This is a genomic window from Reyranella sp. CPCC 100927, assembly GCF_007859315.1.
Taxonomy (GTDB): Bacteria; Pseudomonadota; Alphaproteobacteria; order Reyranellales; family Reyranellaceae; genus Vineibacter.
The window spans coordinates 437,287-455,785 of sequence record NZ_VOHA01000005.1 but is presented as its reverse complement, the minus strand read 5'-3'; the positions used below and the strand labels follow the sequence as shown (position 1 = coordinate 455,785).

The 18,499-nt window shown below is 66.4% G+C and carries 16 protein-coding genes and 2 riboswitches; of the genes, 13 read left to right on the top strand and 3 right to left on the bottom strand.

The genetic code is table 11. From position 1 onward, the window contains the following. Both FQU96_RS17590 and cobO read right to left on the bottom strand, forming a co-directional pair. Entirely contained in the window at window positions 1–1,467 is a 1,467-nt protein-coding gene (locus FQU96_RS17590; RefSeq protein WP_178130561.1) for a cobyric acid synthase, read from the bottom strand. Continuing rightward, window positions 1,467–2,081: a cob(I)yrinic acid a,c-diamide adenosyltransferase gene (gene cobO, locus FQU96_RS17585; RefSeq protein WP_146542590.1), complete on the bottom strand. Its 615-nt coding sequence runs from the start codon at window positions 2,079–2,081 to the stop codon at window positions 1,467–1,469. The genes FQU96_RS17590 and cobO overlap by 1 nt, the downstream gene beginning before the upstream one ends. Window positions 2,082–2,189: 108 nt before the next feature. Next, window positions 2,190–2,386: riboswitch (cobalamin riboswitch) on the top strand. A gap of 112 nt (window positions 2,387–2,498) precedes the next feature. Here cobO and FQU96_RS17580 point away from each other — a divergent pair. The 7 genes from FQU96_RS17580 to cobJ are packed head-to-tail and all read left to right on the top strand — an operon-like array spanning window position 2,499 to window position 10,666. After that, window positions 2,499–2,888: a DUF1636 domain-containing protein gene (locus tag FQU96_RS17580; RefSeq protein WP_146542589.1), complete on the top strand. Its 390-nt coding sequence runs from the start codon at window positions 2,499–2,501 to the stop codon at window positions 2,886–2,888. Then, window positions 2,885–3,937, top strand: coding sequence for a cobalamin biosynthesis protein CobW (gene cobW, locus FQU96_RS17575; protein WP_146542588.1), 1,053 nt, complete (start codon window positions 2,885–2,887; stop codon window positions 3,935–3,937). Before FQU96_RS17580 ends, cobW begins: the two co-directional genes overlap by 4 nt. 3 nt (window positions 3,938–3,940) lie before the next feature. After that, entirely contained in the window at window positions 3,941–7,297 is a 3,357-nt protein-coding gene (cobN, locus tag FQU96_RS17570) for a cobaltochelatase subunit CobN (RefSeq protein ID WP_146542587.1), read from the top strand. Then, window positions 7,285–8,535 (top strand): precorrin-3B synthase, encoded by a 1,251-nt coding sequence (gene cobG, locus FQU96_RS17565; RefSeq protein ID WP_146542586.1) that lies wholly within the window; start codon window positions 7,285–7,287, stop codon window positions 8,533–8,535. The genes cobN and cobG overlap by 13 nt, the downstream gene beginning before the upstream one ends. 9 nt (window positions 8,536–8,544) lie before the next feature. After that, entirely contained in the window at window positions 8,545–9,177 is a 633-nt protein-coding gene (locus FQU96_RS17560) for a precorrin-8X methylmutase (RefSeq protein ID WP_146542585.1), read from the top strand. After that, entirely contained in the window at window positions 9,174–9,905 is a 732-nt protein-coding gene (locus FQU96_RS17555; protein WP_146542584.1) for a precorrin-2 C(20)-methyltransferase, read from the top strand. The genes FQU96_RS17560 and FQU96_RS17555 overlap by 4 nt, the downstream gene beginning before the upstream one ends. Beyond that, window positions 9,902–10,666, top strand: coding sequence for a precorrin-3B C(17)-methyltransferase (cobJ, locus tag FQU96_RS17550; RefSeq protein ID WP_146542583.1), 765 nt, complete (start codon window positions 9,902–9,904; stop codon window positions 10,664–10,666). The genes FQU96_RS17555 and cobJ overlap by 4 nt, the downstream gene beginning before the upstream one ends. Here the strand turns inward: cobJ and FQU96_RS17545 are convergent. After that, entirely contained in the window at window positions 10,630–11,406 is a 777-nt protein-coding gene (locus FQU96_RS17545) for a cobalt-precorrin-6A reductase (protein ID WP_370461373.1), read from the bottom strand. The genes cobJ and FQU96_RS17545 overlap by 37 nt on opposite strands. A 20-nt stretch (window positions 11,407–11,426) precedes the next feature. On the opposite strand from FQU96_RS17545, the gene cbiE reads away from it, so the two are divergent. The 6 genes from cbiE (at window position 11,427) to FQU96_RS17515 (ending at window position 18,468) form a co-directional block, all read left to right on the top strand. Next, window positions 11,427–12,644 carry a precorrin-6y C5,15-methyltransferase (decarboxylating) subunit CbiE gene (gene cbiE, locus FQU96_RS17540; protein WP_146542582.1) on the top strand — a complete coding sequence of 406 codons (1,218 nt, stop codon included), beginning with the start codon at window positions 11,427–11,429 and terminating at the stop codon, window positions 12,642–12,644. After that, entirely contained in the window at window positions 12,641–13,033 is a 393-nt protein-coding gene (locus FQU96_RS17535; RefSeq protein WP_146542581.1) for a cobalamin biosynthesis protein, read from the top strand. Before cbiE ends, FQU96_RS17535 begins: the two co-directional genes overlap by 4 nt. Next, window positions 13,030–13,803, top strand: coding sequence for a precorrin-4 C(11)-methyltransferase (gene cobM, locus FQU96_RS17530; RefSeq protein WP_146542580.1), 774 nt, complete (start codon window positions 13,030–13,032; stop codon window positions 13,801–13,803). The genes FQU96_RS17535 and cobM overlap by 4 nt, the downstream gene beginning before the upstream one ends. Beyond that, complete coding sequence (locus FQU96_RS17525; RefSeq protein ID WP_370461372.1) at window positions 13,800–15,119, top strand: cobyrinate a,c-diamide synthase; 1,320 nt, start codon at window positions 13,800–13,802, stop codon at window positions 15,117–15,119. The genes cobM and FQU96_RS17525 overlap by 4 nt, the downstream gene beginning before the upstream one ends. Window positions 15,120–15,175: 56 nt before the next feature. Then, window positions 15,176–15,380, top strand: a riboswitch (cobalamin riboswitch). A 182-nt stretch (window positions 15,381–15,562) separates the two neighbouring features. Continuing rightward, window positions 15,563–16,309, top strand: coding sequence for a hypothetical protein (locus FQU96_RS17520; protein ID WP_146542579.1), 747 nt, complete (start codon window positions 15,563–15,565; stop codon window positions 16,307–16,309). After that, window positions 16,306–18,468 (top strand): TonB-dependent receptor, encoded by a 2,163-nt coding sequence (locus FQU96_RS17515; protein ID WP_146542578.1) that lies wholly within the window; start codon window positions 16,306–16,308, stop codon window positions 18,466–18,468. Before FQU96_RS17520 ends, FQU96_RS17515 begins: the two co-directional genes overlap by 4 nt. Window positions 18,469–18,499: the final 31 nt, after the last annotated feature.

The following is an 18,499-nucleotide window of genomic DNA, read 5'->3' as shown; positions in this document are numbered from 1 at the left end:
TCATCGTGCCAGGTGAAGCAGCCGGTCGACGTCGACATGCGTTTCCAGATGTGTGGCCAGGCGATCGAGAGTGGCCTCGATTTCGAGGCCGTGGTTGCGGGTCGACGGTGCTGTTCCCAGACGCACGAGCCAGGCCGAGCGCTGGCGATCGTCGGCGAAAAACCCGTGCGTGTAGGTGCCGGCCACGAGCCCGTCCGCAGAGGTGGCACCATCGGTTCTGCCATCCATCAGCCGGACAAAGGGGCGTGCGGTATCCACGCCCGTCGTGCGGCCCATGTGCATTTCGTACCCGCGAAACGACACGCCATCCGCCATGGTTTCTCCGGTGACATGGAGCAGGCGCTTGTCTGCCGTCAGGGTGGTTTCGACGTCGAGCAGTCCGAGGCCGGCGACGCTGCCGGGCGTGCCTTCCACGCCGTCAGGATCGGCAATGCGGCCCCCGAGCATCTGATAGCCGCCGCAGAGGCCAAGAACGCGACCGCCGCGTCGCCGGTGCGCCTTGATGTCGATATCCCACCCAGCGTCACGCAACGCGGCGAGATCGGCCATCGTCGCTTTCGAGCCGGGGAGAATGATCAGGTCGGCAGTGCCCGGCAGTGCCTGCCCGGGGCGCACGCAGACCATGTCGATGCCAGGCTCGGCGGCCAGGGGATCCAGGTCATCGAAATTGGCGATGCGCGGCAGAAGGGGGACGGCGATGACGACACGTCCGTCGCCCTGCGGCTGGTGCCGACGCGCGACCAGGTCCTGCGAGTCTTCCGCCGGCAGCCGCTCGGCGGCTTCGAACCACGGCACCAGGCCCAATGCCGGCCAGCCCGTTCGCTGCGCGATGGCGTCCATGCCGGCGCTGAAGAGGGATGGATCGCCGCGCATGCGGTTGACGATGAAGCCGACGATCATGGCCGCGTCCTGCGGTGGCAATACGGCCTGCGTTCCCACCAGGCTGGCAATGACACCGCCGCGGTCGATGTCGCCGACGACGATGACCGGCACATCGGCAGCGCGGGCAAAGCCCATGTTGGCGATATCGTGGGTGCGGAGATTGATCTCGCTGGCGCTGCCCGCGCCCTCGACCAGGACGATGTCGGCACCGTCACCGAGGCGGTGGAAGCTCTCAAGGACCCGCGGCATCAGGCTCGGTTTCAGCGCCTGGTATGCGCGTGCCGTGGTACGCGCATGGACACGCCCCTGCACGACGACCTGCGATCCCCGTTCAGCCTCGGGTTTCAGCAGTATCGGGTTCATGTGAACCGACGGCGCGACGCCGGCGGCCAGCGCCTGCAGAGCCTGGGCGCGGCCGATCTCACCGCCGTCGGTGGTTACGGCGGCATTGTTGGACATATTCTGAGGCTTGAACGGTCGTACCACGAGGTTGCGGCGCAGACAGGCGCGGGCCAACCCGGCCACCAGCAATGATTTGCCGACGTTCGAGCCGGTGCCCTGCAGCATGATCGCCCGTGCTGGCATCAGTATTCGATGCCGGGTTGTGCCTTTACGCCGGCCTGGAAGTGATGCTTGACGAGAGTCATTTCAGTCACGAGATCGGCAATCTGAATGAGATCGGGCTTCGCATTGCGGCCGGTAACGACGACATGCAGATCCGGGCGGCGGCTGCTCAGCGTCGCGATAACATCATCCAAGGGCAGGTAGTCATAGCGCAAAGCGATGTTGAGTTCGTCGAGGACCAGCAACGCGAGCGCGGGATCCGCCATCAGGCGCTGAGCCTCGGCCCAGGCACGCTGGCAGGCGGCGATGTCGCGGGCGCGATCCTGCGTCTCCCATGTGAAGCCTTCACCCATCGTGTGCCAGGCCACGAGATCACCGAACTGCTGCAGAACGCGACGCTCGCCGGTGTCCCAGCCACCCTTGATGAACTGAACGACGGCGCTGCGGCGATCTTGCGCGATCATGCGCAACACCAGCCCGAAGGCGGCTGTCGATTTGCCCTTGCCCGGACCGGTGTGGACGATCAGCAGGCCTTTCGCCACGGTCTTGCCGGCAACCTTGGCATCCTGCACGGCCTTGCGCTTGGCCATCTTGAAGCGGTGCTGCGCTACATCGTTGGCATCGTCGAGATCCATGGCTTCGCACCGATCCGTTCCGTGTCGCAATGGGCGCGTTCAGTCCTGCACAATCGCGCGGCTGTCAAGCGGTGTGCTGCGGACGATGTTGACTTGCACCGTAGCGGGGGTTACTCACCCTGCGACGGTCCTTCGCAAGAAGGCGAACAGGGAATGCGGTGCGGGTTGACGCCCTATGCCGCAGCTGCCCCCGCAACTGTAAGCGGAAAGCCACTCGTCGATATGCCACTGGGTACGCCCGGGAAGGCGGCGGGACGGCGATAGATCCGCGAGCCAGGAGACCTGCCGTCACCGTGTTTTTTCTGGCTCCGGAGCGGGGTGCGCCGGCGGCAGCGATGGTGCTCGCGCTGGTGCCATCGGCCCATGACAATGGGCAATCTCCGCACCCCAGGTACCGTTTGACGGTGCACGGGAGTCATGGCCGAGCGCAAACCGCCACAGTTGCTGGTCTGTATCGCGTGCCGGGCGGGGACGCCGGTCGATCCGGAATCACCGCCGCCCGGACGCGTGCTCTGTGATCGCCTGGCGGCCCTGGGGCAGACCGCATCTTTGCAGCCGACTCCCGTGACGTGCTTCGGCAACTGTGAACGTGGCTGCACGGTATTGATCGCCGGCGCCGGCAAGTGGGCCTACCTGCTGGGTGGGCTGCATCCCGACAACGCGGCGGACATCGTGACGTACGCGGATGCGTACGCGAAGTCCGACACCGGGTTCGTCGGCCGCGACGCGCGCCCAGCGTCGCTACGCACCGCCATCGTCGTGCGGTTTCCTCTCCACCTGATGAGTACACAGGAGCGCGTTCCGTGAGCGCCACTGCCACCGTTATCGCCAGCAAGATTCCCGCCACGATCGTCACGGGCTTTCTCGGGGCGGGCAAGACGACACTGCTGCGTCACGTGCTCGAGAATGCCCGTGGCCGGCGGATCGCGGTGATCGTCAATGAATTCGGTGCTGTCGGGATCGATGGCGCACTGCTGCAGAGCTGCGGCATCGAAGGCTGCGATGAGGGAAGCATCATCGAGCTGGCCAACGGATGTATCTGCTGCACGGTGGCGGACGACTTTCTGCCGACCATGGAAGCGCTGCTGCGCCGCCCGCAGCCACCCGAGCACATCTTGATCGAAACCTCCGGCCTGGCGCTGCCCAAGCCGCTGATCAAGGCGTTCGACTGGCCCGCGGTGCGCTCACGCGTGACGGTGGACGGTGTCATTGCTGTCGTCGACAGCGCCGCCGTGGCCGAAGGTCGCTTCGCCGACGATCCCGAAGCCGTCGCCCGGCAACGCGCCGCCGATCCGTCGCTCGACCACGACAACCCGCTGTCGGAGGTCTACGAAGACCAGCTCATGGCGGCCGACCTCGTCGTCCTCAACAAGCTCGATCTCGTCGACGACGAGACGGCCGCAGGCCTCGCCGATACGATCGGCGGCCTTGTACCGAGACCGGTGAAGGTTCTGCGGGCGCGTGAGGGCAGGGTTGATCCCGCGGTGCTGCTGGGGTTGAGCGCGGCGGCCGAAGACGACTTGGCCGCGCGGCCGTCCCACCATGACGCCGAGGGCGGCGAGCACGAACACGATGATTTCGAGAGCTTCGCCGTGGTCCTCGGCGAGGTTACCTCACCCGAGGCGCTGGTGAAGCGCCTGCGCGATGTTGCCGAAGCGCATGCGATTCTGCGGATCAAGGGGTTCGTCGCCGTGGCGGACAAGCCCATGCGGTTGGTGCTGCAGGGTGTCGGCGCGCGCTTTCGGCACCACTTCGACCGGCCCTGGGAGACGGGCGAGCCGCGTGTCAGCACGCTCGTGGTGATCGGACAGACCGGCCTCGACCGGGCGCGCATCGAGAACGCGCTGCGCGGATAGACGATGCATATCCTGGTCCGCCATAGCCGCAGCCTGGATGATGACCAGGCTGCCGTTGATCTGGACCAGAAGCCCGCCGACATGGTGTTGCTGTCATTCTCCGATAGCGACCTGTTGGCTGTCGCCGGGGCATGGCAATCGGCCCGCGACGACCTGCTATCGCTTCGCCTCGCCAACCTGGCGCAGCTACGTCATCCGCTATCGGTCGACCTGTATGTCGAGCGCATGATCGTGCCGGCCCGGGTTGTCGTCGTCCGGCTGCTGGGCGGTATCGAATATTGGCGCTATGGCATTGAGCAGGTCGCCGCAGCCTGCCGACAGCACGACATCCCTTTGGCGATCCTCCCCGGCGACGGACGCGATGACGTGCGGTTGGCCGAGCTGTCGACCGTCCCTGCACCGATCCAGGCGCGCTTGCATGGTTGCTTTCATCATGGCGGGCCCGAGAACCTGGCATATGCACTGCGCCTGATGGCGTTCCTGGCCGGGCGTGGTTCCTGTGAAGAGCGGGATGCCGAGCCATTGCCCATGCACGGCGTTTTCGCCGCTGCGTGTCGCGCGCACGCCGACCGGCCGCTCGCCGTTGTCGTATTCTATCGCGCTCACCTGATGGCGGGAGACACGGCACCCATCCATGCGCTTGCCGATGCCCTGGAGCAGGCACACCTGGGTGTGCTGACGCTCTATGCCAGCAGCCTCAAGGATCCGGTCTGCGCACATTGGGTCGCCCATACACTGCGGCAAGCCCGCGCGCGCGTTGTCATCAATGCGACGGGCTTCTCGGCGTGCACGGACCAGGACGTATCGCCACTCGATGCAGCGGACGTGCCGGTGCTGCAGGTCGTACTGTCGGGATCGACGCGCGAGGCGTGGCAGCAATCGTCCCGCGGCCTGTCGCAGGCCGATCTCGCCATGCAGGTGGTGCTGCCCGAGCTGGATGGCCGTGTCCTGGCAGGCGTCGTCTCGTTCAAACAGGAAACGGCGGATCACCCGGACCTGCAATTCCGCGCCCTCACGCACGTACCGGACGACGGTGGTGTTCGCCTGGCGGCGGCACGCGCGGCGGGGTGGGCCCGGCTCGCCGTGACGGCGCCCTCGCAACGGCGCGTCGCCATCGTGCTGTCGGACTATCCCAACGCACCGGGCCAGATCGCGCATGCGGTGGGCCTCGATGCGCCCGAGAGTACCGCCGCCATTCTGCGGCTGTTGAGCGAGGCGGGTTACGACACGGGAGCGACCCTGCCGACCGGCCGGCATCTGGTGGATGCGCTGCGATCCGTAACCAAGAACGCCATCCTGTCGTTGGATGACTATCGGGGCTTGCTGGCTGAGCTGCCCACCGAAATCCAAGACGCGATCGCCGCTGCCTGGGGGACGCCGGAGTCGGATGCATCCTGCGTGGGCAGCATGTTCCGGCTACCGGTCCTGTCGTTCGGACGCATCATCGTGGCCATACAGCCGGATCGCGGCGACGGGCGTGATCGAAAAGCGGCCTATCACAATCCCGATGTGCCGCCGTGCCACGCGTATGTCGCGTTCTATGTGTGGCTGCGCCGGCATGCAGCGGTTGACGCGATCGTTCACCTGGGCACTCACGGCACGTTGGAGTGGTTGCCCGGCAAGGCCGTGGCGTTGTCCGACTCGTGTCACCCGGCGGCACTGATCGACGGTGTGCCCGTCATCTATCCCTTCATCGTCAACAACCCGGGCGAGGCAGCGCAGGCCAAGCGGCGGGTGGGTGCTGTCACCATTGGTCACCTGACGCCGCCTTTGAGCACCGCGGGCGTCCACGGATCAGCCAAGGAACTGGAACAGTTGATCGACGAGTATGCCGCGGCCGATGGGCTCGATCGGCGGCGTACCGGATTGCTGCGGCGTGAGATCCTGGATCGTGCTGAAGAGGTCGGACTGTTGGCCGAAAGTGGCGCTTCTCGCGCCATGCCGGAAGAAGATGCCCTGGCTCGTCTCGATGCCTTCCTGTGCGACGTGAAGGACATGCAAATCCGCGACGGTCTGCATGTCTTCGGCGAGGCCATGCCGGCTGAGCGCCGAGGTGCGATGGTGAACGCCCTGGCCGGTGAAAGCGCCGCCGCCATGCTGGATGCATCGCCGGTTGCGGAACGTCGGGCACTGCTGAATGCCCTCGATGGCCGGTTCGTGCCACCCGGTCCCGCTGGCGCGCCGACACGCGGTCGTGCCGATGTGCTGCCGACAGGCCGCAATCTCTACTCGGTCGATCCGCGCGCGTTGCCGACACGATCGGCCCTGGTCCTGGCGCGTCGCGCAGCGGATGAGCTGCTGCGTCGTCATCTGCAGGAGCAGGGCGCTTGGCCGCGCTCGGTGATGATCGATCTCTGGGGCAGCACCGCCATGCGCACCGGCGGGGAAGACCTGGCGCTTGCCTTCGTCCTGATGGGCGTGAACCCGGTCTGGGATTCGGGATCCGGGCGCGTGAGTGGTATCGACGTGGTGCCGGCGCCGATGATGGAACGGCCGCGAATCGACGTCACGTTACGCATTTCCGGATTGTTCCGCGACGCCTTCCCGCAACTGATTGCGCTCTTCGACCAGGCGGTCCGCCTGGTCGCGCGTCTGCCGGAGGCGCCGGCTTTCAATCCTCTGGCGGCCGCGGTGGGTGGTTTGGAGGGCGCAGCTTTTCGGCAAGCGACGACGCGGATTTATGGTGCACCGGCAGGAACCTACGGCTCATCGCTGACGGCGCTGCTCGACACAGGTTTATGGCAGGAGCGCGCGCAGTTGGGCACGGCTCACCTGCTGGCGTCGTCGGGCACCTTTGGCCTGGACCTGGACGGCGCGGCGGACTCCGCCGGCCTGTCCGCCCGCCTGGCCACTGTCGACGTGTTGGTGCACATGCAGGACCACGCGGAAATCGACCTGCTGGAGGGCAGCGAAGCCGCCGCGCATCACGGCGGCCTCGCGGCGGCGGCCGAAGGGCTCGGCGCGGCGCCAGCGCAGTATCATCTCGACACCAGCCGGCCCGGTTTGCCGCGCGCGCGCGTGCTGGCGGAGGAGATTGTCCGCGTGACGCGTGGCCGTCTTGCCAACCCGCGCTGGTTGGCAGGCATGATGCGCCACGGCTATCGCGGTGCCGCGGACATCGCCCGATCGGTTGACGGGCTGTTTGCGTGTGCCGCGACCCTGTCGGCGCGGTTCGATCGTCAGTTCGACGTCGTCTACGACGCGACGCTGGGCGATCCGGATGTGGATGCCTTCCTGCAGGCCAACAACCCGGACGCCCGGGCCGGCATGCAGCGCCGCTTCGCCGAGGCGCTGCATCGTGGCCTGTGGCGCCCACGACGCAATGCCGTCGCCGCTGACCTGCCGCCATGGCAACCCTGAATCCCCGCGCCGTGCGCGGCGCCTGCCCTGATCTTCTGCATCCCATGCAGAGCGGCGATGGATGGCTTGTGCGGATCAAGCCGCCCATCGGTGGTCTCACGCCGGTGGGCTTGACGGCGCTTGCTCACGGCGCACGTCGGTACGGCAATGGTCTGATCGAGGCCACCGCGCGCGGGAACCTGCAACTGCGCGGTTTCTCGTCAGCATCGACGGCGTCGTTCGCTGACGAGATGATCGATCTGGGCCTCGCTGCTGCCGAGCCCGCGGTCGAGCGGATCCGCAACATTCTGGTCGCGCCACTGGCTGGCGACGATCCACAGGCAGCACCGGATTGCCTGGCTGTGGCGCGTGCCCTCGAGGAGGCCGTGAACGAAGCGCCCGATCTGCGATCGCTGCCAGCTAAGTTCGGTTTCGCCGTCGATGCTGGCGGCCTCCTGCCTTTGCACGAGACTGCGGCGGATGTTCAGCTCTGGCCTGTGCAAGGGGCATGGGCCGTGCGGGGTGCGGGCTGCCGCCGGGCTCTGCACGGTACAGCGCAAGACGCCGTTGCAGTGGCTCTTCGGCTTGCCCGAGCTTGCGTCGCGCTCTTCCGGCACCAGGGCGAGCGGCGTCTGCGCCATATCGCCGAACGGGACGAAGCGGCTCTCTGGACCGCAGCGGATTTGCGCCCGACGGCGGATGCGTCTCCCGTGGTGTCGTCGGCTGGCCAATCTCTGGGCTCGCTGGGGTATGGGAATGGCCGTGGCACATTCGGACTGCTGGCGCCGTTCGGTGCCATGGATGCCGACATGCTGGTGGGATTGGCCGATCTCATGCAACGCATCGGCTCGCTGTCACTTACCATCGGCCCGTGGCGCAGTCTGCACCTGCGTGGTGTGCCCGATCACCAGGTCGCGGCGGTATCGGCATTCGCCAGCGACCGCGGCTTCGTTAAGGATGCGCACGATCCTCGCCAGCGCGTCACGGCATGCGCCGGCGCCCCGGCGTGCGCTGCTGCCACCGTGCCAGCTCGCCACGATGCCGTGGTGCTCGCGGCGGTGTTGTCGATCCATGGCGGTCGCGTCCATGTCTCCGGCTGTACCAAGGGCTGCGCCAGTTCGACACCTGCCGACGTGACGTTCGTTGGTCATGGCGGCCGCTACGCACTGATTGAAGCCGGCAGCACTGTCGATGCACCGGTCGTGACCGGTCTCGATGTGACCGCTGCCGTCGATTACCTGAAACGCCATCATGCATGAGTTATGCCCATGACCGGTGAACGCGACTATCAACGCGATCCTGCCGACATCTACCGGCGGTCGTTCGCCGCCATCCGGCGCGAAGCGGATCTTTTGCGATTTTCTGCGGCGGAAGAACGGGTGGTTTTGCGCCTCATCCATGCCTGCGGCATGGTCGACATCGCCCCGGATGTCATCATGTCGCCGACCTTCGCCGAGGCCGGTCAGGCAGCCTTGCAGGCAGGTGCGCCCGTGCTCTGCGATTCCCAGATGGTGGCCAACGGCATCACGCGGGCACGGCTGCCGGCGGACAATGCGGTCGTCTGCACGCTTGGTGACCCGCAGGTGCCGCAGATCGCCAAGCGGATCGGCAACACGCGATCCGCCGCGGCCGTGGATCTGTGGGATGGTCGCCTGTCAGGCGCTCTGGTTGCCATCGGCATTGCGCCGACCGCCCTGTTCCGGTTGCTCGAACGGCTCGATGCCGGGGGACCTCGGCCGGCGGCCATCATCGGTGTGCCGGTCGGCTTCGTCGGCGCGGCCGAATCGAAGGAAGCCCTGGCGCTCGACGCTCGCGTGCCGTTCCTGATCGTGCGAGGCCGCCGCGGCGGCAGCGCCATGGCCGCCGCTGCGGTCAATGCTCTGGCAAGCGAGGCCCTGTGAGCCAGGTCGGTACGCTCTACGGGATCGGCCTGGGGCCCGGCGATCCCGAACTCATGACGCTGAAGGCCGCCCGGCTGATCGAAGCGGCACCGGTGATCGCCTTCTTCGCGCGCCGCGATCGTGAAGGCAACGCACGTGTCACGGCGCAGGGTGCCATCCGCGCTGGAACCGACGAAATCCGTCTGGAATTTCCCTACACAACGGAGATCGCCAAGGACAGCGCCACCTACGGCCTCGCCATGGCGCATTTCTATGACGGTGCGGCGTTCCGGATCGGCACGCATCTCGCCGCCGGCCGCAACGTCGCCGTGCTCTGCGAGGGCGATCCCTTTCTGTACGGCTCGTTCATGTACCTCTTCGACAGGCTCCATGGTCGATATCCCACCGAGGTCGTGCCCGGCGTGACGGGCATGAGCGGTTGCTGGTCGCGGGCGGGACTACCCATGACCAGGGATGTCGATGCGCTCACCGTCGTGCCGGCAACCCTCGACGCGGAACGCCTTCAGGCCTTGCTCGCGGCGACCGATGCGGCTGTCGTGATGAAAATCGGACGCCACATCGGCAAGCTGCGCTCGGTATTGAGTCGCCTGGGGCGGCTGGACGCGGCTGTCTATATCGAGCGTGGGACCACGACGCAGGAACGTGTTGTGCCGTTCGCGCACGTCGAGGAAGCGGAAGTGCCGTACTTCTCGCTGGTCTTGCTGCCGGCAGCGCGGCGCTCGCCATGAGAGGATGCCTGCGAGTCGTGGGGCTGGGCCCCGGTGCTGCCACTCAGGTCACACCGCAGGCTGCCGATGCCCTGGCGGACGCCACGGATCTGGTTGGCTACCAGACCTACCTCGATCGTGTTGCGCCCTCGGCTCATCAGCGCCGCCACGCCAGCGACAACCGTGAGGAACTCGATCGGGCTCGTCACGCCTTGACGTTGGCGGCCGACGGCGCGCGCGTCGCCGTGGTGTCCTCGGGTGATCCCGGCGTATTCGCCATGGCGGCCGCGGTCTTCGAAGCCGTCGAAATGGGCCCCCAACACTGGCGCGCCATTGATATCCAGATCATTCCCGGCATCACCGCGATGATGGCCGCGGCAGCGCGTATCGGTGCCCCGCTGGGCCACGATTTCTGCGCCATATCCCTGTCTGACAATCTCAAGCCGTGGACGTTGGTGCTGCGGCGGCTGGAAGCCGCCGCGACCGCCGGTTTCGTCATCGCCCTCTACAATCCGGCATCGAAAGCCCGACCCTGGCAACTCGATGCTGCCTTCGATGCCTTGCGCCTTCGGTTGCCGGACACGACGCCCGTGATGTTTGCAACAGCCGTCGGACGCGCCGACGAACACATCGACGTTGTCGACCTCAGTGTTGCCGAGGGGAATCGCGCCGACATGCGCACCCTCGTGATCATCGGATCGCGTCATATACGACGGATCGCGCGTCCCCATGGCGCCGACTGGCTCTACAGCCCCCGTGGCGTACCGGAGGATTGCGCATGAAGGCGCTCCAATTGCCGGATTGCGTCGGACGCCGTGGTGACAGCCGGAACGTCGGGCTTCGCCGGACGCTCGACCATGATCACCGGAAGGCGCAGCTGACGGGCTGCCGTCAACTTGGCCACGGTCGCCGTCCCGCCGGCATTCTTCGTCACCAGAATGTCGATGGCGTGTTCCTGAAGCAGACGCCGCTCGCTGTCTGCATCGAAGGGGCCTCGGGCCAGGATGATCTTCGCCCGTGGTGGCAGGGATGCCATCGCCGGCGGGTCGACCGAGCGAATGACATAGCAATGCTGTGGCGCCTCGAGAAAAGGCACCAGATCCTGGCGACCGATGGTCAGGAGGACGTTGCTGGCGTTAACCCCCAGGGCGGCGACGGCGTCGGGCATGGTCGCAACGCAGGTCCATCGATCATCCGCCGTGGGGAGCCAGGGCGGCCGACGGATCGCGAGCGGGGGCACGCAAGCGGATTGCGCGGCGATGAGCGCGTTTTGACTGATGACGGCTGCGAACGGGTGCGTTGCATCGACGACCACGTCGATCTGTTGCTCGCGCAGATGGACTGCCAGTCCGTCGGCACCGCCGAAGCCGCCGACCCGCGTCGGGATCGGAAACCGCCGCGGCGTCTGCGTCCGGCCGGCGAGCGACAACGTCGTATCGAAGCGGACATCACCAGCCAGCAGGTCCGCAAGGGCTGCGGCTTCCGTGGTGCCGCCGAGAATGAGGACCTTCAACGCTGTCATGGGAACCAGGGTGAACGACAATGAGTGCGCCAGCGCGCTGGCTCACCATCGTGGGCCTGGGTGAGGACGGTGTCGAGGGGCTGGGCGCGATGGCACGTGACGCCGTCGGTAATGCCGAACTGGTCGTGGGCGGCGACCGGCATCTGACGCTGGCGCAATCCCTGATCCATGGCGAGACCCTCACATGGTCGAACCCGCTGGACGCGACCTTGGCGCATATCCACGCTCGTCGAGGCCGCCAGGTTTGTGTGTTGGCGTCCGGTGATCCATTCTGTTACGGCATCGGTAGCCGGCTGGCCTGTTCCGTGCCAGCTGCGGAGATGATGTGCATCCCAGCACCGTCGGCTTTTGGCTTGGCGTGCGCCCGCCTGGGATGGTCCTTTGCCGATGTTGCGACGATCTCCTTCTGCGGCAGGCCACTCGCGCCGTTGCGCCCGCTGCTTCAACCCGGCGCGCGCATCCTGGCTCTGTCTGCCGATGCCACGACACCGCGATCCGTGGCGGACATGCTGAATGCGTTGGGATTTTCCCGTTCGCGCATCGCGATACTGGAGGCGCTTGGCGGGCCCCGCGAGCGTATCCGAGTGACAACAGCAGGCGCATTTGTCGCTGAGCGGATCGATCCCCTCAATCTGCTGGCAATCGAGGTGGAGGCCGAGGCTGATACGCGTGTCCTGCCGTTGGCGGCGGGCATGCCCGACGATTTCTTCGAGCATGACGGTCAGATCACGAAGAGAGAAATCCGTGCGATCACATTGGCGCATTTGGCGCCACGCGCCGGCGATCTGCTGTGGGACATTGGCTGCGGCTCCGGCTCGGTCGCCATCGAGTGGCTGTTGCGCAACAGCCGCGGACGCGCGGTGGCTGTCGACATCGATGCTGGGCGGTTGGCGCGCGCTATAGACAACGCCAGAACGTTGGGCGTGCCGAACCTCGACGCGCGGGTCGGCCGTGCACCCGGAATCTTTGCCGACCTGCCGGATCCCGATGCGATCTTTGTCGGTGGCGGCACCGATGACGCCACGCTTCTCGATCAGGCATGGGGGCGCCTGCGCCCTGGCGGCCGGATCGTGGCCAACGGCGTGACGATCGAAACCGAGGCGCGATTGATCGCCGCCCATGAAACCATGGGCGGCAGCCTGACACGCATCGCCGTTGAGCGGGCCGATAGCCTGGGACGCTACCGCGCCTTTCGTCCGGCGCTGACTGTCGTGCAGTGGGCTGCGGTGAAGCCATGATCGTCGCGGGCATCGGGTGCCGACGGCATTGCCCGGGCGAGGAGATCGCGGCCCTGGTACGGCAGTGCATGGCCGCTGCGGTTCCGCCCGTGGCCTGGGATCCCACGCGGCTGACATTGGCAGCACCCGCCTTCAAGCGGGCCGAGGAGGGGATCGGCATCGCCGCGCGCCTCTTGGTCGTTCCGCTGCGTTGGGTGGATGAGAACGAGATGATGGCGATGGCCGAGCGCTGTGTCAGCCGGTCCTCGGCAGCGCTGCGCGCCGTGGGGCATGCCAGTGTAGCGGAGGCTGCCGCGCTGGCGGGCGCCGGTCACAACGCCCGGCTGTTGGTCGCGCGCCTGGTATCGACACAGGCGACGTGTGCGTTGGCGGAGGGCGATGGCCCATGACGATCCATTTCATCGGCGCCGGCCCCGGCGCGCCCGATCTGATCACCGTGCGCGGGCGCGATTTGATCGCGCGTTGCCCGGTATGTCTGCACGCGGGATCGCTGGTCCATCCAGACATCCTGGCGCATTGTCCGGCAGAGGCGCGAATCATTGACACCGCACCGCTGAGCCTGGACGAGATCATCGCCGAAATGCGAGCCGCTCACGCGGCAGGGCTGGACGTCGCGCGCCTGCATTCCGGTGACCTGTCGATCTGGAGTGCCATGGGCGAGCAGCTGCGTCGGCTCGATGCTCTGGGCATTCCCTATTCGGTCACGCCAGGCGTCCCAGCGTTCGCCGCCGCGGCCGCTGCGCTGCGCCGTGAGCTGACACTGCCCGAGGTTGCGCAGACGGTCGTCCTGACGCGTACGCCCGGCCGCGCTTCGGCGATGCCCCCGGCGGAGCGCCTGGAAACCCTGGCGGCGACAGGCGCCACGCTGGCGCTGCATCTCTCGGTGCATCGGCTGGCGGACCTCGTGCAGGCATTGCTGCCGCACTACGGCGGCGACTGTCCTATCGCTGTGGCTTTCCGGGTGTCATGGCCGAACGAACGTGTCGTTCGCGGCACGCTCGACGATATCGCGCAGCGTGTCGGGCCGACGGCGTCGGAGAGGACCGCCATCATTCTCGTGGGGCGCGTCCTGGCGGCTAACGACTTTCGCAACAGCGCGCTCTATGACGCCGACCATCGACGTCGGTTTCGCGGTGGGGCGGCTGGGGATCGGCCGTGAGCCCACTGCCGCCCGGACTGGTGATCGCGGCACCGAGGTCCGGCGCCGGCAAGACCACCGTGGCGCTTGGCCTGATGCGCGCGTTCAGCCGTGCTGGCATCGACGTGCAGCCGTTCAAGAATGGCCCCGACTACATCGATCCGGCGTTCCATACCCGCGCCTGCGGTCGAACCAGCTTCAACCTCGACAGCTGGGCCATGCCGGCCGAGCTGATGTCGGCTCTACTGACGCAAGCGAGCGGTGCGGCCCTGGTGCTGGCCGAAGGCTCGATGGGGCTGTTCGACGGTGGCGCCCAGGCAGGCGAGAGCGGCATTGGCGCCACGGCCGATATCGCGGCGCAAACGGGCTGGCCGGTGCTGCTGGTGCTCGATGTCTCGGGGCAGGCGCAGTCGGCCGCGGCGGTCGCGCTGGGCTGCGCCCGTCTTCGACCCGACGTACAGGTGGCCGGGATCATCCTCAATCGCGTCGCCAGCGATCGCCATCACCGCCTGGCGAGCCAGGCGATCGAAGCGGCCGGCCTTTCCGTCGTGGGCTCGATCGTCCGGGATGACCGCATGGGGTTGGCCGAACGCCATCTCGGGCTGATCCCGCCGGAGGAGGTGACTGCGCTTGAGACGCAGATCGACCTTCTGGCCGACGTCGTCGCCCGACAATGCGATCTCGGGCGGATATTGAAGCTTGCGGTTGGTGGACGGGTGCCTACGGCAGACCGAAAGGCCGTGCCGCCACCGGCGCAGCGTATCGCCATCGCCCGTGATGCCGCTTTCGTTTTCACCTATCCGCATGTGCTGTCGTCGTGGCAGGCGGCCGGAGCGGAGATCACGCTCTTTTCGCCGCTGGCGGACGAAGGGCCAGATCCATCCGCCGATCTTGCCTGGTTGCCGGGCGGATATCCTGAGCTGCATGCATCGACGCTGGCCGGCAACAAGACCTTCCATGCGTCATTGCGCCGCTTTTCGCGCGATCGCCCTGTGCACGGTGAATGCGGCGGCTACATGGTGCTGGGGCAGGGGCTGGTGGACGCTGATGGCGTTCGCCACCGGATGACAGGTTTGTTGGGCCTGGAAACCGATTTTTCAAAACGCAAGCTGCACCTGGGCTATCGCGCCTGCACACTGCTCGAGGCGTCGCCGTTGGGTCGACGCGGCGATCGCATCACCGGCCACGAGTTCCACTATGCGCGTGTGGTCGACCTGGGTGGCGATCCGCCGCTGCTGGAAGCCGTCGATGCTTCGGGACAACTTGTTCCCGCGCTCAGCAGCCGACGTGACCATGTCAGCGGTACGTTCTTCCATTTCATTGCGAAGACGGGTTGATCCGACATAGCGACTATCGCGTTACGTGACGCGACTTGACAGCAAGATCATTTTACAGCACCGATGAAGACGGTGGTTCCCGCAAGGGACGAACAGGGAAAGTGGTGCGTGCGCCGCGGCGCGCAAAGCCATTGCTGCCCCCGCAACTGTAAGCGGCGAGCCGGCGACCAACAGGCCACTGGGACTCTTCGGAGGACTGGGAAGGCGGTCGCAGGCGGCGACCCGCGAGCCAGGAGACCTGCCACCACGTCGTGGTCACGCGCGAGAGCGTCGGGCGGGGTGCACCGATGTGACAGGCGACCTGATGCAGCCCATCGCATGGGCAGCAGGTCTCTCGTCGTCGCGGTGACGTGTCACGCTCGCCGCGAGGCCCGTATCTTGTCGACCGTCTTTCCCTCACCCTGTTGCCGCCCCGCCAAATGCCAGCCAGCGGGGAGGCGTCCGTGACCGTCGCGGCCACTCTTCCGCAAGCGATCGATCCCCTTGAGCTCTACGCCGCCGGCATCGACACCTCGGACTACGTTGCTCGCGTGGCGCCGGTTGTCGCGAACCTCGTGCCGCAGATCGGTAACCTCCTGGACATCGGCGCGGGCGGCGGCCAGCTCGGCCAGGCCTTGTGCCAACCCGAAAACCATTGGACGGCCATCGAGCCGTCGGATGCCATGCGACGGCGCCTCACGGCCCTGGCGCGTGTACCCACCATTCTCGCCAGCGGGTGGGAAACGGCGACGCCGACATCGGCCGGATACGACACGGTGCTGGCCGCCAACATCGCGGCTCCGCTCAATGACGCACAGGCGTTCCTGGCGCGATGCCGCCAATGGGCGCGGCGCGCGATAGCATGGGTTGTTCCAGCACAAGCAGGTCCGCGCGGCCTCTGCCTCGCCGGATGCTTGCCCTCGGCATGGCATGGCGAGGATGAGACGCCGGGCGTCGATCTGGTGCTCAAAGCGCTGGGCGACCACAACGCGCCCGACGCGATCGCCAAGACCACCTGGACCTTCACCGCGATCGTCAACGACATCGAACGCCTGGCGGCGTATCTCGCCGACCGGCTGGGATGGCCGGCGTCGGATCTGCGACGCTCGGACATGGTGGCCCATCTCAGGCAACAGGCGCGCTCGACAGATCGAGGTTATCGGCTGGACGTGCCAAGAGCGTCCGCGGTCCTGGTGTGGAGGCAGGCATGAGCCGGCGCCTTCTGGGAATCGCCCTGGCCACGCTTGCGTTGCCCGTCACGTCCGGCGGCACGGCTTTGGCCCAGGAGCCCGTGGTGGTCGATCCGGTTGTCGTGACAGCCACCGCCCGGCCGGAGAAACGCAGCCGGATCGTGGGTACGGTCCAGGTGATCGACAGCGACACGATCGAGCGTTCGCGCGCGCGATCGCTGACCGACCTGCTGGCGGAGAACGCCGTCGGGTTTCTCAGCGAATGGACGCCGGGCCAGACCTCGATGAACATTCGCGGTGCCGCCAGCGACGGGCAGGGCCGTGATTTTCGCGGGCAGGTCCTGGTGCTGATCAACGGCCACCGGGCCGGCACAGCCAATCTCTCCAAGCTGTCGCCGGCGGATGTCGAGCGCATCGAGATCGTCCGTGGTCCGTCTTCGGTTGTCTATGGCAGCCAGAACATGGGCGGCGTCATCAACGTCATCATGAAGACGGGACGTTCGGCACCCGGCAATCTGGTGGAACTGTCCGGCGGTTCGTGGGGACTGTTGCAGGGGCACGCTCAGACCGGCGGCACGCACCAGAATTTCGACTGGTACCTGGGTGTCACTGGTGGTCGCCGTTCCGACTACCACGTCGGCGGCAAAGGCGGTCGGGCGGACAACACGGCCTGGAAACGCGCAGGCGTGACAGCGTCGGTGGGCTGGCAGGTGTCGGACAACCACCGCCTAGACCTGACGGCGCGCACCGACGGCATCTACGATGTCGGCTTTCGTGGCTCGGGCGCCAACGTCATCAGTGTTGATGATCGCTTCAACCAGTCGATTGATCTTGGCTATAGCGGCAAGATCGACGCCGGCTGGTTGAGCTGGTTCGCGCAATTCTATGCCGTGCGCGATATCGATAACTTCTACTGGGCCTCACCGGTCGTGCGTAACGGCAATCTACCCGGACCGGGAACGATTTCGGATCACAACCGCCGAAAACTCGTGGTCATGGGTACCCGCGTGCAGCCTCGTATCACGCCCTGGGCGGGCAATGACCTGCTGCTCGGCTGGGACTGGGAGCGCAGCGTTTTGCGCTCGACACGCACTCGCGTCGGCGTGCCGGGGACGACGCTGGCGCAGGTGCCGCCATACGACAATGATGCGACTGATTCGGTCCACGCTCTTTACGTCGAGGATGCCCAGAGCTTCTTCGACAGTCGGCTGACCGTGCGCGGCGGCCTGCGCTATACGTTCGGACGGACGACGTTTGATGACACGCCCAATCTGGCGCTTCAACGCAATCGGACTGAGAACTACACGGCGCTCACGTATTCGGCAGGCGTGTCGTTCAAGGCGCTCGACTGGCTCACGCTGCGGGCTGGGGCTTCATCCGGCTTTCGCGCACCGACAGCGAGTGAACTGGCTGCCGACTTCACTGCGGTCGGCGGCGGTCGCATCTTCGGCAATCCGAGCTTGCGTCCGGAGAAGAGCCGCCAGATCGAGGCCGGTGTATCGGTCGCACAGCCCGGTTGGCGCCTGGATGGAGCCTTGTTCCAGAACACGATCATGGATCGGATCACGACGCGGCTTCGTCCCGGCGCACCCAATACGTCGGACTACGTCAACAACCCGGATGACATCGTGGTTCAGGGGGTTGAACTCAGTATCGACGTCGACGTGCTGCGCACCGCGCGCGTAGAGGCGGGCGTCTGGCAGTGGAGCGTGTTTGCCGGCGGCTATTACAATTTCCGCATGAAAGACAAAGGTGTTACCGCCAACGCCAACAGCAATCATGTCGAACGCATGTACCGCTACGAAGCAAGCATCGGCACCCGGTTCGGCCAGACAAGCGAGTCGGGGCGTGCCTGGTCGATCCAGGTCAATGGACTGCTGCGTGGACCCATGTGGTACAACACCGAGGAGAACCTGCTGGTGCCCGGTGCCGAGCCGTTCCGGGAATACATCCATCGCAAGGCGCCGTTCTGGGTGTGGAATTTGCGAGGAGAGATCGAAGTGGTGAAGGGGGTGAGCCTGTTCGGTGCCGTGAACAATGTGTTCAACACCAACAAGCATCCGATCTTCATCGCTCTCGACAAACCGGACTGTATTGCCGATCGGCGTTTCCAGAACGGCGGGTGTGGTACCTCCATGCCGGGACGCGAGTTTCAGATCGGCCTGCGGGCGCGTTTCTGATGCGAGTCGCGGCGTGGTTGCTGGTGGGACT

Coding starts and splice junctions, on each gene's coding strand:
- FQU96_RS17590 (WP_178130561.1), bottom strand. CDS start 1,467: ATGCCAGCACGGGCGATCATGCTGCAGGGCACCGGCTCGAACGTCGGC.
- cobO (WP_146542590.1), bottom strand. CDS start 2,081: ATGGATCTCGACGATGCCAACGATGTAGCGCAGCACCGCTTCAAGATG.
- FQU96_RS17580 (WP_146542589.1), top strand. CDS start 2,499: ATGGCCGAGCGCAAACCGCCACAGTTGCTGGTCTGTATCGCGTGCCGG.
- cobN (WP_146542587.1), top strand. CDS start 3,941: ATGCATATCCTGGTCCGCCATAGCCGCAGCCTGGATGATGACCAGGCT.
- cobG (WP_146542586.1), top strand. CDS start 7,285: ATGGCAACCCTGAATCCCCGCGCCGTGCGCGGCGCCTGCCCTGATCTT.
- FQU96_RS17560 (WP_146542585.1), top strand. CDS start 8,545: ATGACCGGTGAACGCGACTATCAACGCGATCCTGCCGACATCTACCGG.
- cobJ (WP_146542583.1), top strand. CDS start 9,902: ATGAGAGGATGCCTGCGAGTCGTGGGGCTGGGCCCCGGTGCTGCCACT.
- FQU96_RS17545 (WP_370461373.1), bottom strand. CDS start 11,406: ATGACAGCGTTGAAGGTCCTCATTCTCGGCGGCACCACGGAAGCCGCA.
- cbiE (WP_146542582.1), top strand. CDS start 11,427: ATGAGTGCGCCAGCGCGCTGGCTCACCATCGTGGGCCTGGGTGAGGAC.
- FQU96_RS17535 (WP_146542581.1), top strand. CDS start 12,641: ATGATCGTCGCGGGCATCGGGTGCCGACGGCATTGCCCGGGCGAGGAG.
- cobM (WP_146542580.1), top strand. CDS start 13,030: ATGACGATCCATTTCATCGGCGCCGGCCCCGGCGCGCCCGATCTGATC.
- FQU96_RS17515 (WP_146542578.1), top strand. CDS start 16,306: ATGAGCCGGCGCCTTCTGGGAATCGCCCTGGCCACGCTTGCGTTGCCC.